The sequence below is a fragment of the Micromonospora sp. WMMD712 genome (assembly GCF_029581295.1).
GTDB lineage: Bacteria > Actinomycetota > Actinomycetes > Mycobacteriales > Micromonosporaceae > Micromonospora > Micromonospora carbonacea.
Genome location: NZ_CP120743.1, coordinates 1,621,965 through 1,637,749 on the forward strand (window position 1 = coordinate 1,621,965; position 15,785 = coordinate 1,637,749).

At 68.2% G+C, this 15,785-nt stretch carries 13 protein-coding genes and 1 pseudogene; 6 read left to right on the forward strand and 8 right to left on the reverse strand.

Annotated elements, in window-relative coordinates; translation table 11 throughout:
* Positions 1–70 precede the first annotated feature (70 nt).
* Positions 71–1,275, forward strand: a pseudogene (locus O7633_RS06595) (IS3 family transposase).
* A 72-nt stretch (positions 1,276–1,347) separates the two neighbouring features.
* Here O7633_RS06595 and istB read toward each other — a convergent pair.
* From istB to O7633_RS06610, 3 genes are all read right to left on the reverse strand, one after another.
* Positions 1,348–2,136, reverse strand: coding sequence for an IS21-like element helper ATPase IstB (gene istB / locus O7633_RS06600; protein WP_178062895.1), 789 nt, complete (start codon positions 2,134–2,136; stop codon positions 1,348–1,350).
* On the reverse strand, positions 2,136–3,365 hold the full coding sequence (gene istA, locus O7633_RS06605) for an IS21 family transposase (RefSeq protein ID WP_282326792.1): 1,230 nt from the start codon (positions 3,363–3,365) through the stop codon (positions 2,136–2,138). Before istA ends, istB begins: the two co-directional genes overlap by 1 nt.
* 112 nt (positions 3,366–3,477) lie before the next feature.
* Complete coding sequence (locus O7633_RS06610) at positions 3,478–4,506, reverse strand: restriction endonuclease (protein ID WP_278136107.1); 1,029 nt, start codon at positions 4,504–4,506, stop codon at positions 3,478–3,480.
* Positions 4,507–4,860: 354 nt separating this feature from the next.
* On the opposite strand from O7633_RS06610, the gene O7633_RS06615 reads away from it, so the two are divergent.
* From O7633_RS06615 to O7633_RS06625, 3 genes are all read left to right on the forward strand, one after another.
* Positions 4,861–5,454 (forward strand): hypothetical protein, encoded by a 594-nt coding sequence (locus O7633_RS06615; RefSeq protein ID WP_282326797.1) that lies wholly within the window; start codon positions 4,861–4,863, stop codon positions 5,452–5,454.
* A 61-nt stretch (positions 5,455–5,515) separates the two neighbouring features.
* Entirely contained in the window at positions 5,516–6,070 is a 555-nt protein-coding gene (locus tag O7633_RS06620) for an AAA family ATPase (RefSeq protein ID WP_282326799.1), read from the forward strand.
* 209 nt (positions 6,071–6,279) lie between these two features.
* A complete protein-coding gene (locus O7633_RS06625; RefSeq protein ID WP_282326802.1) occupies positions 6,280–6,582 on the forward strand; it encodes a hypothetical protein in 303 nt (100 codons plus the stop codon).
* A gap of 205 nt (positions 6,583–6,787) precedes the next feature.
* Here the strand turns inward: O7633_RS06625 and O7633_RS06630 are convergent, their stop codons facing one another.
* Both O7633_RS06630 and O7633_RS06635 read right to left on the reverse strand, forming a co-directional pair.
* On the reverse strand, positions 6,788–9,835 hold the full coding sequence (locus O7633_RS06630) for an SMC family ATPase (protein WP_282326804.1): 3,048 nt from the start codon (positions 9,833–9,835) through the stop codon (positions 6,788–6,790).
* The gene (locus O7633_RS06635) at positions 9,835–10,980 is read right to left on the reverse strand and encodes an exonuclease SbcCD subunit D (RefSeq protein WP_282326805.1); all 1,146 of its coding nucleotides are present in this window, start codon (positions 10,978–10,980) and stop codon (positions 9,835–9,837) included. The genes O7633_RS06630 and O7633_RS06635 overlap by 1 nt, the downstream gene beginning before the upstream one ends.
* A gap of 306 nt (positions 10,981–11,286) precedes the next feature.
* Between O7633_RS06635 and O7633_RS06640 the strand changes: the two genes are divergently transcribed.
* Positions 11,287–11,997 carry an aminotransferase class V-fold PLP-dependent enzyme gene (locus O7633_RS06640; protein ID WP_278136454.1) on the forward strand — a complete coding sequence of 237 codons (711 nt, stop codon included), beginning with the start codon at positions 11,287–11,289 and terminating at the stop codon, positions 11,995–11,997.
* Between the two features lie 93 nt (positions 11,998–12,090).
* On the opposite strand, the gene O7633_RS06645 is transcribed toward O7633_RS06640, so the two are convergent.
* Entirely contained in the window at positions 12,091–12,606 is a 516-nt protein-coding gene (locus O7633_RS06645; RefSeq protein ID WP_282326806.1) for a hypothetical protein, read from the reverse strand.
* 248 nt (positions 12,607–12,854) lie between these two features.
* Positions 12,855–13,376 (reverse strand): hypothetical protein, encoded by a 522-nt coding sequence (locus O7633_RS06650; protein ID WP_282326807.1) that lies wholly within the window; start codon positions 13,374–13,376, stop codon positions 12,855–12,857.
* A gap of 420 nt (positions 13,377–13,796) precedes the next feature.
* On the opposite strand from O7633_RS06650, the gene O7633_RS06655 reads away from it, so the two are divergent.
* On the forward strand, positions 13,797–14,789 hold the full coding sequence (locus O7633_RS06655) for a DUF6880 family protein (RefSeq protein WP_278136114.1): 993 nt from the start codon (positions 13,797–13,799) through the stop codon (positions 14,787–14,789).
* On the opposite strand, the gene O7633_RS06660 is transcribed toward O7633_RS06655, so the two are convergent.
* Positions 14,781–15,737 (reverse strand): DDE-type integrase/transposase/recombinase, encoded by a 957-nt coding sequence (locus O7633_RS06660; RefSeq protein ID WP_278136115.1) that lies wholly within the window; start codon positions 15,735–15,737, stop codon positions 14,781–14,783. The genes O7633_RS06655 and O7633_RS06660 overlap by 9 nt on opposite strands.
* Positions 15,738–15,785: the final 48 nt, after the last annotated feature.

Here is a 15,785-nt window from a genome sequence, read left to right on the forward strand (position 1 = left end):
CTCCCAAACCACCCTCTGAGATGTGGACACCCTGAGACTGGACGCTGGTCCAGAGGAAGGGGTGTCCCCGTTGGGGCGTCCATCGAAGTACACGGAAGAGTTCCGGCGTGACGCGGTCGACCTGGTCCGTTCGTCAGGACGGCCGATCAACCAGGTCGCTCGTGAGCTCGGGATGAGTCACGAGACGCTGCGGAACTGGGTCCGTAAGGAAGATCAGCACACCAGGTCGACTGGGGCGATGTCGGCGGGTGACGGGTTGTCGATGGCGGACAAGGACGCGGAGATCGCCCGCCTGCGCCGTGAGGTAGCTGAGCTGCGGCAGGAGAAGGAGATCCTGCGCAAGGCAGCCGCCTATTTCGCGAAGGAGATGGATCGGTGACCAGCCGCTTCCGGTTCATCTCCGCCCACCGCGCCACCTTCGGCGTCAAGCGGCTGTGCCGGGTCCTGGCGGTGTCCCGCTCCGGGTTCTACCGCTGGACGGCCAGCGAGTTCGCCCGGCAGGAACGCTCCGCTGCCGAGGACGCCCTGGCCGAGCAGATCACCACGGTTCACGCTGACTCCGGCGGCACCTACGGGTCGCCGCGGGTGACCGTCGAACTGCGCGACCGGGGTGTGCGGGTCAACCGCAAGCGGGTCGAGCGGATCATGCGGCAGCGGGATGTCGTGGGCCGGCACCTGCGCCGCCGTAAACGGACGACCATCCCGGATCCGGCCACGCCGCCGGTGCCGGATCTGATCAGCAGGGACTTTACCGCTACCGCACCCGACCAGCGGTGGTGCGGCGACATCACCTACCTGCGCGTCGGTGGCGGCTGGTTGTATCTGGCCACGGTCATCGACATCGCCACCCGCCGCCTGATCGGCTGGTCGATCAACACCCACATGCGCACCAGCCTGGTCATCGACGCTCTCGACGCCGCGGTCGCCGCCCGCGGCGGCCGGGTCAACGACGTGATCTTCCACTCGGACAGGGGCGCCCAATACAGCAGCAGCGACTTCGCCGACGCCTGCCGCCGCCACGGCATCCGCCGCTCGATGGGACGGATCGGCTCGTCGTACGACAACGCCCTGGCCGAGGCGTTCTTCGCGTCACTCAAGCGTGAACTCGATGTAGACCAGCGGCGCTGGGCCACCGAAGCCGACGCCCGCCGCGACGTGTTCCGATGGATTGCCTTCTACAACCACCGACGCCGCCACTCCGCACTCGGCTATCGCAGCCCCGCCGACTACGAACAGACCCTCACACCCACTACGCTGCATAAGGTCGCGGCATAACCCGGTGTCCACATCCCGGGGGGAACCCCAGTGTTCCGGCCGAATGTTGACCCCCTTGCTGGTTGTTGATGTTCAGTCGTTGGTCTTGGTGGCCGCGGGGACGCGGCCGAGGTCGCGGTCTTTGAGCCGGTAGCTGTCGCCCTTCATCGAGATGACCTCGGCGTGGTGGACGAGCCGGTCGATCATGGCTGCGGCGACTACGTCATCGCCGAACACTTCGCCCCACCGGCCGAAGGGCTTGTTACTGGTGACGATCAGGCTGGCTCGTTCGTAGCGGTTGGAGACGAGCTGGAAGAACAGGTTCGCCGCTTCGGCTTCGAAGGGGATGTAGCCGACCTCGTCGACGATCAGCAGTGGGATCCGGCCGAGCTTCACGAGCTCGTCCTGCAGGCGGCCGGCGTGGTGGGCGTCAGCGAGGCGGGACACCCATTGGGCGGCGGTGGCGAACGCGACCCGGTGCCCGGCCTGACAGGCCCGGATCCCCAGGCCGATGGACAGGTGGGTCTTGCCGGTGCCGGGAGGGCCCAAGAAGACGACGTTCTCCTTCGACGCCACGAAGTCGAGGGTGCCCAGGTGGGCGATCGTCTCTCGCTTCAGGGACCGTTGGTGGTCGAAGTCGAACTCCTCCAAGCTCTTGCGGGCCGGGAACCTCGCTGCGCGGATGCGGCCCTCACCGCCGTGGGCTTCGCGGGCGGCGACTTCGCGTTGCAGGCAGGCGGCGAGGAACTCCTCATGCGTCCACGACTCGGCCCGGGCCCGTTCCGCCAGGCGTTCGACGGAGGCGGCCAGGGACGGCGCCTTCAGGGCGCGGGTGAGGAACGCGATCTCCGAGGCGACGTTGCGGCTGGTCTTGGCGGCCATCACGCAGCCACCTCAACGTCCAGGCCGAACAGGCGGTCGTAGTCACTCAGCGGCCGGCGTTCGACCTGGGCGTCGACCGCGGTCGTCGGCTTGTGTTGGGCGGCGACGCGCAGGTCCGCGGCGGCTTGCCGGTGGGCGGGGTCGGTGATGCTCTGATGCTTAGCCCAGCAGCGGTCATGCCGGGCCACCGTCCGGCCGTCGCAGAACACCGCCACCTGGTCGCCGTCGGCGGTGACCTCGACCCGCCGTCCGACCACGGACGGGTGCACCGAGTAGTCGTTGCCGTCCACGCGAACGTAGTGATCGCGGGGCAGCCGAGTGGTCTGCCGCCAGCCGACCACCGGCGCGACCGGCGGCAGCGGCAGCATCATCTGCCGGTCGACGTCCCACCGCTCAGCCGGCCGGCAGCCCAGCATCCGATGCTGGCGGTTGTTCGCCCGTAGCAACCACTCGGACATCTGGACGTTGAAGTCCTGCGGTGAGGCGAAGCGGCGTCCGGGCAGGAACGAGGTCTCCAGATAGCCGTTGGCCCGCTCGACCAGGCCCTTGGCCTCCGGGTCCGCCGGCCGGCACTGGACCACCTTGATACCGAGGGTCCCGCGGAAGGCGTTCATCGCCTCCGTCAGCTGAGGCCTGCCGCCCCGCCACTGCCCGACGGCGGACTCGTTGTCCCACACCAAAGCCTTCGGCACCCGGCCCCACCCGGAGATCAGCGTCCAGTGCCCGACCAGCAGGTCCGCCGACTGCCGCGACGGGATCATCACCGCCGACAGCCACCGCGAATACCCGGACACCATCACCAGCACCGGCGGCCGACCGACCTGCCCGAAGCCCAACGGCACGTCCGCTGGCGGGAACCACAGATCGCACTGCGCCAGCTCACCGGGCAGATACTCCGTCCGCTGCGCCGGGTCGGGTCGGCGGAACAACGGCCGCAGCTGCTGCACCCGATCAGCGAACACCGTCTTGCCGCGGGTCCACCCGACCCGTTCCATGATCACCGTCGTCGGCATGTCCGGGAACTCGGCCAACAACGCCCTGATCTGCGGCTCGACCGCATCCACGATCGAACCCTTCGCCGCCCGCTGATAGCGAGGCGGCTCATGACTGGCCAAGGCCTTGCGCACCGTGTTCCGCGAGACACCCAGCCGCCGACAGATGGCCTTGATCGCCATCCGCTCCGCCCGGTGCAACCGACGGATCTCCGCCCAGTCCTCCACGCTCAGCACCTCCCGATGCTTTCGGAAGGGGTCAAGATTCAGCCGGAACCACGGGGTCAGTTTTCAGGCGGAGCCGACACGGGCCGGGGAGGTGCTTGCATGGGTTGGTATCGCAACTGGATCAGCCGGTCCTCCAGGAAGAGGCTGATCGTTGGCAGTAAGGTCCGTTTCGCGTCTGCCGCTCGCCGGCTTTCCTGCTCGGGAACGGACAACAGCCAGGTCTCGAGCGCGCCGGGGAGACCGAACGATAGCCGGAAAGCCTCAGGATCTTGTACGGGGTGATGGTCCAGTCCCCACGAGGCCCTTCGCGGCCGAAACGGATATTTACTCGGATGTCAGAGCCGTGTTCGGCGATGAAGGTCTCGAAGTCGTCCATGCTCTCGGGGTGCATGGCCAGAATGAACGGCGCTGCAGGGAAGCCCAGGATGAGTCCTTCGCCGGTAGCCGAATCCTGCAGCTCGGCGGTCGTCCGGGCTGCCCAGGACGCCAGCAGATCCGCTGGTAGTCCGCTGTTCGTGCCGTCGGTGGGCGTCCCAGCCGCGGTCGACTCGGCTCCTGCATTGCCGAAAGCGGTTCGGAGTGCCGTTCGTACTTGTCGGACCGGAAAGGTGGTGAGGCCCGTAGCAACGGCTGCCGTGAGGATCAGGTTCGCAGCTCTTTCCACAGTGGTGATGAGGGGTTCGAACGCGGGCCCGGACAGGTCGACGAGCGAGATCTGCTGAGCTAGTGCATAGGTTTGGGCTTCCTTCTTGAAACCGGCCGCGGAGAACAGCGCGTAGCGGTACTGGTACCGGCGTAGCGGATGCCGGTAAGACATCGATAGTTCGGTCGAGTACTGCTGGTTCACGTCATCGATGACGCCGTGGGCGTTGCGCACCTCCGCCAGACCGACCTTCGAGCTGCGGTTCTTCGCTTCGACGAACAGCCGAACAGGCAGTGAGAACGGTGTCGGCATCAGCAGGTCACCCAACACGTCAGCTTGGTGATCGGCGCCCCGGCCGCGAACCAGCAGGCCGTGTCCCGCCTGACGCAAGGCTTGCTCGTCAGCGTCCGAGTGCTGCAAGAGGCGGTATCCGTTCGAGCTGAGCAGGAAGGCGATCGCCTCCTCAAGGAGATATCCGGCCAGGGCATCGGCGGAGATCAGCGCCATGGCCTGATCCTCGCATGCGGAGGTCGATGGCCGTGGGGCGCATTGTCACGTAGGCGGGCGAGTGGCGGGGTGGGCTACCGGCCGGTGTCGGCGTCTTCGGCGGCCTTTCGTCGCTCGTGGGCGATCATGGATTGGATGTATGCGCGGGCCGCTTCGTGGTCGGCCGTGGGTGGCCGAGCCCGGCCTGTGGTTGCAGTTCGACTGGGGCGACGGGCCCCGCGTCGCCGGGCGCAAGACGCATCTGTTCTGCGCGTGGCTGGCATGGTCGCGGCTCCGGGTGGTGGTCCCGGTCTTCGATCAGACGATGGGCACGCTGATCGCCTGCCTGGACGCCACTTTGCGCCCGATCGGGGCGTGCCGGCGTATCTGCTGGGTGACAACGCCAAGACGGTCACCGTCGACCACGTCGCCGGCGTCGCCGTGCGGCATCCGACCGTGGTGGCTGCCGGGAGGCATTACGGGGCGACCGTGCACTCGTGTGAGCCGTTCGACCCGGAGTCCAAGGGTGGGGTTGAGGCGACGGTCCGGGTCGCCAAGGTCGATCTGGTGCCCACCGAGGCCAACCTGCGCGGCGCCTACGGCACGTTCGGCGAGCTGGTCGCCGCGTGTGAGAAGTGGTGTGAGCACATCAACGCCCGCGTGCATCGGGAGACCGGCGCGGCGTCGGTCGACCGGCTCGCGGTCGAACGTGCCCATCTGCACGTGCTACCCGGCGAGCCGCACACCGCCGCGCTGGGTGAGGAACGCCTGGTCAACGATGATCAGACGGTCCGAGTCGGGTCGGCGCGCTACTCGACCCCGCCGGGGCACGTCGGCACGAGAGTGTGGTGCCGCACCGTCGGTGAGGAACTGGTCATCGTCGCGATGACGAATACGGGCACGTGTTGGTGGCCAGTTCAGATTCCCCGCTGGCGGCCACTTAGCGGGGAGGTATCTGGCCGTAGATGACTACTCAGCGCTGATCCCTCCCGGTGCTGCGCCACGCACCCGGCCGAGCTATAACGACGTGATGGGAACAACGCCGACCCTTGTCGTCATCAGCGGACCGTCGGGGGCTGGCAAGACGACACTCGCCCACCTGCTCGCCCGGCGAATCGGTTGCCCGGCGATCTGCCGGGACGAGATCAAGGAGGGCATGGTCCACGCGGCCGGCGACTTCATCGCCGCACCGGCCGACGAGCTGTCCCTGAGGACCCTGCCCACGTTCTTCAAGGTGCTTCAACTGCTGTTGACCGCAGGCGTCACCACGGTCGCCGAGGCGGCCTTCCAAGACCGCCTGTGGCGCCCCGGCCTGCAGCCATTGATCGGGATCGCCGACATCCGGGTTGTGCATTGCCAGGTCGACGCGCAGACGGCCTTTGACCGTGTCCAGCGACGGCAGGACGAGAACGCGACTCGGCGTGCCCATGCCGACGCCTACCTCGGCGACCATCAAACCCATGCCGTCGGCCACGACGGCTTCCAGCCCATCCGGCTCGACGTGCCCACGATCGAGGTGGACACCAGCGACGGCTATCGCCCTGGACTCGACGAGATCGTTGCCTTTGCGAACGCAGGGCGATGAGGTACCTGTCGTTACCTCGCGTAGCTTTGGTGCTGGCCGTCCACGGGAAATTCAGCTGGCCGCCGACAGGCACGACCGGTGGCCGGTTCCTCGGCGAAGCGATCAGGGGGGTGGCGTCGCCGGCCGAGGATGGGATCCGGCGCCGGCCGCAGCACCCTGCCCGGAGCCGATCTTCGCTACGCGGTCATAGCAGACTTCGCTTTAACCGCTTGGAGCCCGCGACCCCTGACGCGCTCGACCTGGTCGAGGAAGCCATCCTCGTCTGGGACGACCTGTCCGGTCATCTCCGCGACGCCTACCACATCGCCCGCACCGAGCCGCAGGAGATCGCCGAGCCGCTCGTGGGCGCGCACCGTTACCTGTGTGAGCGCCTCGACCTCGCCTCGGACGAGATCGCCCAGCGACTCAACCGGCTCCTCGAACGCTGCCACTACGACACCGTGGACGTCGACACCTACGCCGATCTCCTCGCTGAGCACGCCGCAGGAATGGCTGGTGCGACCGGTTGCTGATCAGCGCGCGCGGAGGTAACGCCGCGCGATGCTTGTGCCGCCCGCCGCAGGACAGGACAACGCCGCCCGGCAAGCACCGGCGGCGGGGCTACCGCCGGCCCCTACAGGTCGATCGTTGTTTGGTGGTAGTGGCTTGACCAACCGGAGTCGTTGAAGCCCTGGCAGCTGGGCTTGACCGGGAGGAACAGGCGTAGACAAAGTGTCCTCAGTCGGTTGCTTGGGTTTCGACGGCCACGGTGGAGCCGGTGGCTGTCTTACGGACGTAGAGGCGGGATGGAATCCGCCGACGTAGTTCCGCGACGTGGCTGACCAGTCCGACGGTACGGCCACCTGAGCGCAGGCCGTCGAGGGCGTCGAGTACCTGGTCGAGTGCTTCTTGGTCGAGAGTCCCGAAGCCTTCGTCGACGAAGAGGCTGCCGAGTTGGGTGCCGCCGGCCTCAGCCAGGACGACGTCGCTGAGGCCGAGCGCCAGGCACAGCGAGACCAGAAAGGTTTCCCCGCCGGAGAGGGTGGCCGGGCGGCGTTCCTGGCCGGTCCAGGCGTCGACGACGGACAAGCCGAGCCCATTGCGGCCGGCGCGGCGGCCGGTGTCCGACTCGGTGACATGGCGCAGCAGGTAGCGGTTGTGGGTGACCTGCCCGAGTCGGGTGTTCGCCGCCGTGACGACGTGCCGGAACCGGTGGGTCAGCACATAGGTGGAGAGGGTCATCCGGGTACCGCTGTCGCTGCTCTTGCCCTCGACGAGTTGGGCGAGGCGGTTGGCGATCTCGTACTCGGCGCGGATGGGTCTCCACTGAGCGAGGGCGTTGACCAGATCCGGGCCCAGCTGCTTCAGCCGGTCGTGTTGCTCGACGGCGAGGCCATGCTGGGCGTGCAGCTCCGTGGCCCGCAGTCGGGCGGCTTGGTAGGTCTGTTCGCTGCCCTCAACGTCCGGTGATGGTTGGTGTGCGGCGGCGAGCAGGGTGGGGTCCTGTGCTCGCCCTGCGGCCTGGTGGTACTCGCCGTCGAAAGCGTCGATACGCTCCTGCAGGTCGACGATCTCGGGGTCGGTCAGGGCTGCGGCCCGCGCTGCCACGGTGTCGGCGAACTCCGACAGGTGCAGGTGGTGCTGCGCCTCCCGGTGGGCGTCGGCGAGTTCCCTTCCTGCCTGTAGCCACTGCCCCAGGTTGGTCGCTGCGGTCCTGACCTCGGCGAGTTCCCCGGTCAGGCGGGTCACCCGCACCCGCAGGGTCTTGTCCTGGCCACGGACGGCGTCGATGGTCTCGTCGAGTTCGGTGATCTGCGCGGTCAGGGCGGCCTGCTGGGCGTTCGCTACCGCTTCGTCGCGGCCGATGTTGGCGGCCTCGCGGTGCTGATCGGCCAGCATCACGTCGAGGGTTTCCAGGTGGGCGCCGAGATCGTCGGCCAGTTTCGTCGCCTCGGTCGCCGCCCGCACCGCCTTGCGTGCCTCGGTGACCGTCGACCTCGCATGTGCTGCGGTCAGGTCACCGACCGTCTCGGTGACTTCGTTGAGCTGGGCGTTGATGCGCTCGACGGTGATCTCGGCGCTGCGACGTTCGTCGAGCAGTTCGCCCGCCTCCGTCTTGGCGTGGTCCTCGTCGGCGGCGGAGACGGCGTCGGCGGCTGCCTGCGCGGGTTCGGGGTGTTCCGGGGAGCCACAGACCCCGCAGGGCTGACCGGGCCGCAGTTCACCAGCGAGCTCCGCGGCCATGCCGGCCAGCCGACGCTGCCGTACGTCGAGGTGCCGGGCCTCGGCGGCTTGGTGGCGGTCGACGGCAGTACGCCGTTCCTCCTCGGCGGTCGCAAGCCGCGCGGTGAGGTCGTCGCGGCGCTTGCACGCCTTGGCCTGCTTCTGCGCCTCGTCCAGCCGCAGCTCGGCGGCCTCCCGGTCGGCGGCCACCGCCAGGGCCTGCTCGCGCCGGCCAGTGATCTCGGCATGCTCGACAGGCAGCTCGACCAGGCGGGCGTTGACCTTCTCGCTTCGGCTGGCCAGATCTTCGAGCTTCTTGCCGACCGCCGTCCGCTGCCCTCGCAGCGTGGTCCGTCGCGCCTCGCTGTCGATCGCGGCCTCGGCGGCACGCAGCTGCGTGGTGCGGGTCTGTTCCGCCCGGGTCAGCGCGTCGACGTCGAGGTCGGCCACGTCGACGGCCTCCCCGCCGTCCGGGACAGTCAGCGCGATACGGTCCGGCAGCACCGCCACGTCAGCGGGCAGCGAGGCGAGGTGTTCGATCGTCGTGCGGCGGAGCAGGTCGAGGTCGGTGTGCCGCCGGTCGACCTGGTCGAGGTACGGCTTCAGCGTCGCCGCCGCGCGGGCGGAGTCGAGCTGGCGCTTCCAGCGGTCACGCTCCGGCTTGCGTGTCGTCAGCTCATCGCGCTGCTGCACCGCCGCCTGGTACTCCCGTTGCTGCCTGGCGAGGGTCGCGGCGGCCTGCCGAACCTGGTCGAGGCGCTGCTCCTCCGCCGTACCCACGGCCATGTTCTGGGCCAGGGCCTCCACCAGGTCAGCGGCCCGGTTTCGGTGCGCGGCGGCCCAGGCGTCCAGCTCACTCAAGGTGTCAGGCTTGTCGAGATCGGCGGGCACCTCGACCTTGACCACCTCGGCGAAGCGCTGCGTCAGGTCGCGGATCGTGCCGAGGGCCGCGCGTTCCTGCTGGCCGAGTTGCGTCCGGTGCTCCGCCAGCCATCCCTCGGCGCGGGTGAAGATCTCGATGTCGAAGAGGCGCCGCAGGAGCCCCTGCCGGTCGTCGGCAGACGCCTGCAGGAACCTGGCGAACCCGCCCTGGGGCAGCAGGACCACCTGGCAGAACTGCTGGACGTCAAGGCCGGTCTCCGCCCTGATCAGGTCGGCGGCTTCCCGGTGGTCCCTGGTGACGAACTCGGTCCGGTCCGGGAGCTGTTCGACGATCTCGACAAGAGCCTGTTGCCGGATGGTCCCGCTGCCGCGTCTACGGGGACGCATCCACTCCGGGCTGCGGCTGATCAACAGCCGTCGGTTGGTCAGGGTGACGTCCAGTTCGACCCGGGGGCCGACACCAACGGCGGCATGCTGCGAGTGCAGCGACTTGGCATCGTCCCGGAAACCGGGCACGGACCCGTACAGGGCGAAGCAGATCCCGTCCAGGATCGTGGTCTTCCCCGCGCCGGTGTCCCCGTGGATCAGGAACAGGCCGTCGGCCGTAAGAGCCTCGAAGTCCACGCTCACCGTGTGGGGAAACGGCCCGAAGGCGGTCATGGTCAGCCGGTGCAGTCGCATCAGCGGGTCACCTCCACCCGGCGCAGCTCGTCGAAGGTCCGCTGCAGCAGCGCGACCTCGTCGTTGTCCGCCGGCCGACCACGCACCTCGGTCACGAAGTCCAGCGCCACCTCCACCGGTGACAGCCGATCCAGATCGGCGAGATCCCGGCCGCCCACCTCGACGGCCAGGCTCGGCACCACGAGCTTCAGTAGATGTGGGAACCGACGCTTGAGCCGCTCGTGCGGCGACAACGGACGCACCGCATCGGTCAACGTCGCCTCGACCCAACACTGCTCATACGCGCTGTAGGCAGGGCTGTTCAACAATTCCTCCACGGTGCCGGTGATCCGGGCCATCCGCCTCGGCATCGGAGCAGGAACCTCCTCCACACCACGCAGCCCGTCGACACCAAAATCCACCAGATAGGACGACTTGACGTGCGCGGCCTCGGAAAAGCTGAACGCCAGCGGTGAACCGCTGTACCGCAACCCGTCGGCCAGACGCTGACGCCCGTGCAAGTGACCCAACGCCACATAGTCGACGCCCTCGAACACCGCACCGGGCACATGCTGCACCCCACCCACGCTGATGTCCCGCTCAGTGTCACAACCCTGACCGCCGGACACGAAGGCGTGCGCCATGACGACGGACCGATAGCCGGGACGAAGGGCCAGATCCGACCGAACCCTACTCATCGCGGCACGCAGCGCCGCCGCGTGACTCCGATCCTCGACCCCCCAGGAGGCAACCGCCGACGCCGGTTCGAGGAACGGCACCGGGTAGCAAGCGACCCTCGCGTCCTCGTCCTCCAGCAGCACCGGCGTACCCACCGCACCCGTGCCCACCCGCACGTGCACACCGGCCCGCTCCAGCAACCGGGAACTGACACCCAACCGCGCCGGCGAATCATGGTTCCCGGCGATGACGACCACCTGGGCCCCCGCCTCCAGCACGAGCCGGGTCTGCGCCTGATCCCACAGACCGACCGCGTCCGGCGGCGGCACCGCCCGGTCGTAGAGATCACCCGCGATGAGCACCGCATGAACCCGCTCGCTCCGAGCAACCTCGACGAGATGGTCGATGAACGCCTGATGCGCGTCGTGCAGGCTGATGCCGTGCAGATGACGGCCCAGATGCCAGTCCGAGGTGTGAAGAAAACGCACGAGCCGAGACGCTAGAACATCCATTGACCGCTGCACATCACCCCAGCCGACCACACTTCCGGACGAAGATCGGGTGTGTCCCGGCAGTCCGTACGGGAAACCTTTGCTATGGGATGGCTGGAGGAGCGGAGGGTGGTCCTCTTGGCACCGTCGGCGCCGCTGGCCTTGGAGGGCCTCGTGCCATACCGCCACAGCCGACCGGTCGCACTGTCTCACACTTCGGCGAGGACACCTCGGGTAAAGAGTCGTCCGCTGTGGACCATGCGGTGAGCTACCCCACTTCGGTGGAGAGAGGACCCCACCGTTCTGGTGTCAGTGATGTACGCCAACAATGAAATCGGCACCATCCAACCAATCGCCGACATAGCCGCCATCACCCGCCGCCACAACGTGCTACTACACACCGACGCCGCCCAAGCCATCGGCGCACTGGACATCGACGTCAACCGGCTCGGCGTCGACCTGCTCACCATCTCCGCACACAAGATCTACGGCCCCAAAGGCATCGGCGCCCTCTACATCCGCCGCGGAACGCCCTTACGGCCCCAATACGCCGGCAGCCAGGAGCACGGCTTCAGGGCCGGCACCATCAATCTCCCCGGCACCATCGCCCTCGCCGAAGCCCTCCGCATCCTCGCCACCGAACGCGAACACGAAACCCCACGCATCGCGCAGCTACGTGACAGCCTCGCCGACCGACTACTCGCCGCCCTTCCACACGCTCACATCAACGGCAGCCCCGAGCACCGACTACCCGGCAACCTCAGCCTCACCATCCCCGGCATCGACGCCGCCGATCTCATCGACGCCCTACCCGACCTCGCCATCTCCAATGGATCAGCTTGCGCCAGCGGGCACGCCAAACCGTCCCACGTCCTCACCGCCATCGGCCTGCCCGATTCCGACGCGCGAGCTACCATCCGCCTCAGCCTCGGCCGTGAAACCCGGGAGAGCGACATCGAACACGCCGCCCACCGGATCGGCAGCTCAGTCGCCACGACACCACCGCCGGGGTAAGCGTTGGCTACCATGCTCTCTTGAGCTCCTAGGACGTGAACTCACGCTCACGCATAGGGGCTGACCTGCTCGCAGCCGCACATAACTTCCTCATTAGCGCGGGATGAGCATCAACACGGCTCCGTCGTCGGTGACAGCGGTGACGTCGTCGCCGGGCTCGCGCCTCGCGGCATCACCCTCCTGGGCTCGCCGCCCGGCTACCCGCCTCTGAGCCTCGATTACCCTGTCCGCGTCGCGGTCGGCAAGCGCTTCGTCCACCTCCGCGGCCAAGCCGAACACCACCTCAAGCTCTCCGCCCGGCAGGGTGATCAGATTGCGGACGCCCACGACATCCAGCCCGCCGCGGGTCCGGCGCTCGACCCTCTGCGGCCGCGCCTGCGCATCTCGATCCAGGTTGGCCCGAAACACTGGAGGTGCCCACCTCTGGAACGCATAGTCGTTGCCGGCGAAATCGGCGAGGCTGGCCCAAGATGCCTGCGTCCCCGCCCGCACCAAGTTCTCCGCCGACAGCGGCACTTGCGCGTCGATGTCGACATGAACGGTCCGCTCGAACGTCTCACGCTCGACGTGCACCTCCGCAAAGTCCTCGAACGGTTCCGGCAGTTCCACCGCGCTTGTTCCCGGCTCGTGGCGCCCGCGGTGTCCGGGGTACAGCTCGAGCGCCCGACAACGCACCCTGTCGTCCGCGAGGACGGTACCGACGGCGAGCCCTGGAGGTTGGCGACTCGCGACAGCCACACCGCGCAACTGCACACAAGCCGATGCCATTTGATCCAGGCCATACCTCCAAGCCTTGGTGCCTTTACATTCGACCACCGCGTAGTGGAACCCGTCTTCGCTGCCCGGGCTCTCCGCGATCAGCAGATAGTCCGGGCGTCGGCCCCCGCGCTGCACGACGGATGAGGTGACACCATCGGTCCTGATGACGCCGCTGGACAACGCAACGTCGATATCGATGACACCGGTAACCGTGGCACCGGGCCAACGCGCCGCCACCCATTCCTGCGCCGGTGCACGGCGAAGCCGATGCCCAGTTCCTCCGAGGTGACCCTTCGCTGGCTCCCGACGATCCGCCGGCCCGCGGACGACAGGCACAGCTGTCCATCCGGGTCCGCATCGAACAGACCCAGGTACCGCAGCAGTGACCAGTGTCGGTGCGCCTCGTACAGATCCGTCTGGTACTGCGGCTTCGTCGCCACCGCCAGCCGGAGCAGCACATCCAACGGCCGCACCGTCGCCTCACCATCGAGCGCGGGCACGTCCCGCACGCCCAGTTCATCAGTAATGCACGCCTGCACGTCAGCGCAGAGCTGGGCATCGCTCACGCCGAAGTACGTCCAAGGCTGGGCAACGATGTCGAGCGCTCGCCGTAGATCCACCCTTGGCATTCTGCCCACCCCCGGCAACCGCCGGTGTCCCCCGCCCTTCCCGACGGCTCCGCGCGGGCCCTACCGCCGCCTCGACATCTCGTGATTGCGAAGATGGGTGCAGCGTTGGGGTTCGAGTCGCCTCAAAGGCCGAACGCCTCGAAATTGGCCTTGACCTGGAGTGTTGGGCTTGGGCTTCTGTCGGGATTGACACGAACCGATGCCCAACTTGGATTGGGCCTGGTTGGCGTCATCCCGCTCAGCTGAGCTCAGCTTGCTGGACTGGAGCGGGGTTCGAGCCGTCGGCCCGAGCCCCGTCTCGAACCCAGGAAGGTCTTCTCGACGGTGATCGTTGGCAGGTCGGTTGGCCTCGTGGCCGTGTCGGGTCGCTTGGCCCATCGGGGTGGCCTGCGTGTCTGGTGTGATGTACCGGTGAGGGTGCAGGGCGACAGCGAGTTGACGGTGCTGGTGGATCGGTTGCGGCGGGATCGTCGCCGTGATCCGTACTCGGGCCGGGACGCCTACTCGCGTACGGCGCGTGAGGTCGCCGACCGCTGCGAGGAGTTGATCGAGGCGGGTGAGGCGTCGGTCGTGGTGCCGGTGCTGCGCAAGGCGGTCGATCGGATGACGGGTGCCCTGATGTACATGGACAGCTCCTCGGGCGTGCTCGGCAACGACCTCGCGTACCTGATGGAGGTCTACGGCCGGGCGTGTCGGGCCGCGCCGCCGCGGCCGGCAGGGTTGGCGGCGTGGCTGGTGAAGCTGGTGTGTGACGGCCCAGGCTGGCCGGATGTGGTGCTGCGCGAGTGGGCGCCGGCGCTGGGGCCGAAGGGCCTCGCCGAGGTCACGCGGTTGGTCGACGAGCGTGCCGCCGCTGGGACCGAGCCCGATGGCTGGCACGGGCAGTGGGCGGTGCGGTACCTGCGGGAGCAGATCGCCGAAGTCTCCGGCGACACCGACCGCTACGTACAGGTCCTGGCGGAGCATCTGGTCAGCGCCGCCCAGTACGGGCGGATCGTCACGGTACTGGGGCAGGCGCAGCGCCCGGCCGAGGCGATCGGCTGGGCCCGACGCGGACTCGCCGCTCACCCGTCGGGGCATCAGGCTGTGGCGCTACGGGACCTGCTCGTCCGGCTGTTGATCGAGACCGGTGAACCGGAGGCGGCGGTGGCCGAGCGCCGGACGGCGTTCGACATTCAACCGACGATCGACAACTTCCGGTCACTGCTGGCCACGGTGGCCGACACCGACCGGGACGCCGCGCACACCGAGGCGGCGTTGACGGTGGTACGCGAACGCGCCACAGGGCAGGCGGGATATCTGCCCCATTTGATCGACGTGCTGATTCTCGCCGGTCGTGACGACGAGGCCTGGCACACCGGGCTCGCGCGCTGGAACGAGACGGTAGTTGTCAAGTCAAACTGAGACGGTCTGTTCCTGCTGGGTTGGCTGGTTGATCCAGGCCTGGTCGGGCAGTTTCGGTGCGCGCGGCGGGCGGTTGAACCGGTCCGGGTGGGCGGCGTGGGCGGCGTCGAGGGCGTGTTGGCGTTGCTCGCGGATCTGCTCGGCGGTGCCGTAGTGGACCGACGCTGGGGTGTGCCAGCCGATCCCGGAGTGCCGGTGCTCGTGGTTGTAGGCGGTGAAGAAGCCGTCGCAGAAGATCCTTGCGTCAGCGAGGGACCCGAACCTGGCCGGGAAGTCCGGCACGTACTTCATGGTCTTGAACTGGGCTTCGGAGTACGGGTTGTCATTCGAGGTCCGAGGTCGGGAATGCGAGCGGAGGACACCGAGGTCGACGAGCATCTCCGATACCGGCTTCGACACCATGGCGCCGCCACGGTCGGCGTGGATGGTGTGTGGCTCGATCCCGTTACGGCGGATCGCGTCGGCGAGGAAGTCGCGGGCTACGACCGCGTCCTCCCCGGCGGCGACGAGCCAGCCGGTGACGTACCGCGAGTAGATGTCGATCACGACGTAACACCGGTACCAGACGCCTTTGACAGGTCCTTTCAACGCGGTGATGTCCCAGGACCACACCTGACCCGGCCCGGTCGCGACCAGCTCCGGACGCACCCGGGGCGGATGGGTCGCCAGCCGGCGTCGTTCCCGGCTCTGCCCGGCCGCACGGGCGATGCGATACATCGTGGACATCGAGCAGTGGTAGCGGCCCGCGTCGAGTTCCCTGGCCCAGACCTGCGGGATCGCCAGGTCGGCGTAGGCCGGCGAGTTCAGCATGGCGAGGACCCGGTCGCGTTCGGCCGTGCTGAGCGCCTGCGGCGGCGGGGTCCGGGGCAGCCAGGCCCGTGCCGCGGTCCCACCACCGGTGTCGCCCGCCGGTAGTAGGTCGCCCGCGAGGTCCCGGTCAGCGCGCACGCCCGCTGCACCGAGATGTCCGCGTCGCGTAACTCGCCGAACACGGCG

What these genes read in the sequence shown, in the direction of transcription:
- istB (WP_178062895.1), bottom strand. Translation starts at nt 2,136, where the DNA reads ATGGCCGCCAAGACCAGCCGCAACGTCGCCTCGGAGATCGCGTTCCTC.
- O7633_RS06620 (WP_282326799.1), top strand. Translation starts at nt 5,516, where the DNA reads ATGGGAACAACGCCGACCCTTGTCGTCATCAGCGGACCGTCGGGGGCT.
- O7633_RS06610 (WP_278136107.1), bottom strand. Translation starts at nt 4,506, where the DNA reads ATGGCGCTGATCTCCGCCGATGCCCTGGCCGGATATCTCCTTGAGGAG.
- O7633_RS06630 (WP_282326804.1), bottom strand. Translation starts at nt 9,835, where the DNA reads ATGCGACTGCACCGGCTGACCATGACCGCCTTCGGGCCGTTTCCCCAC.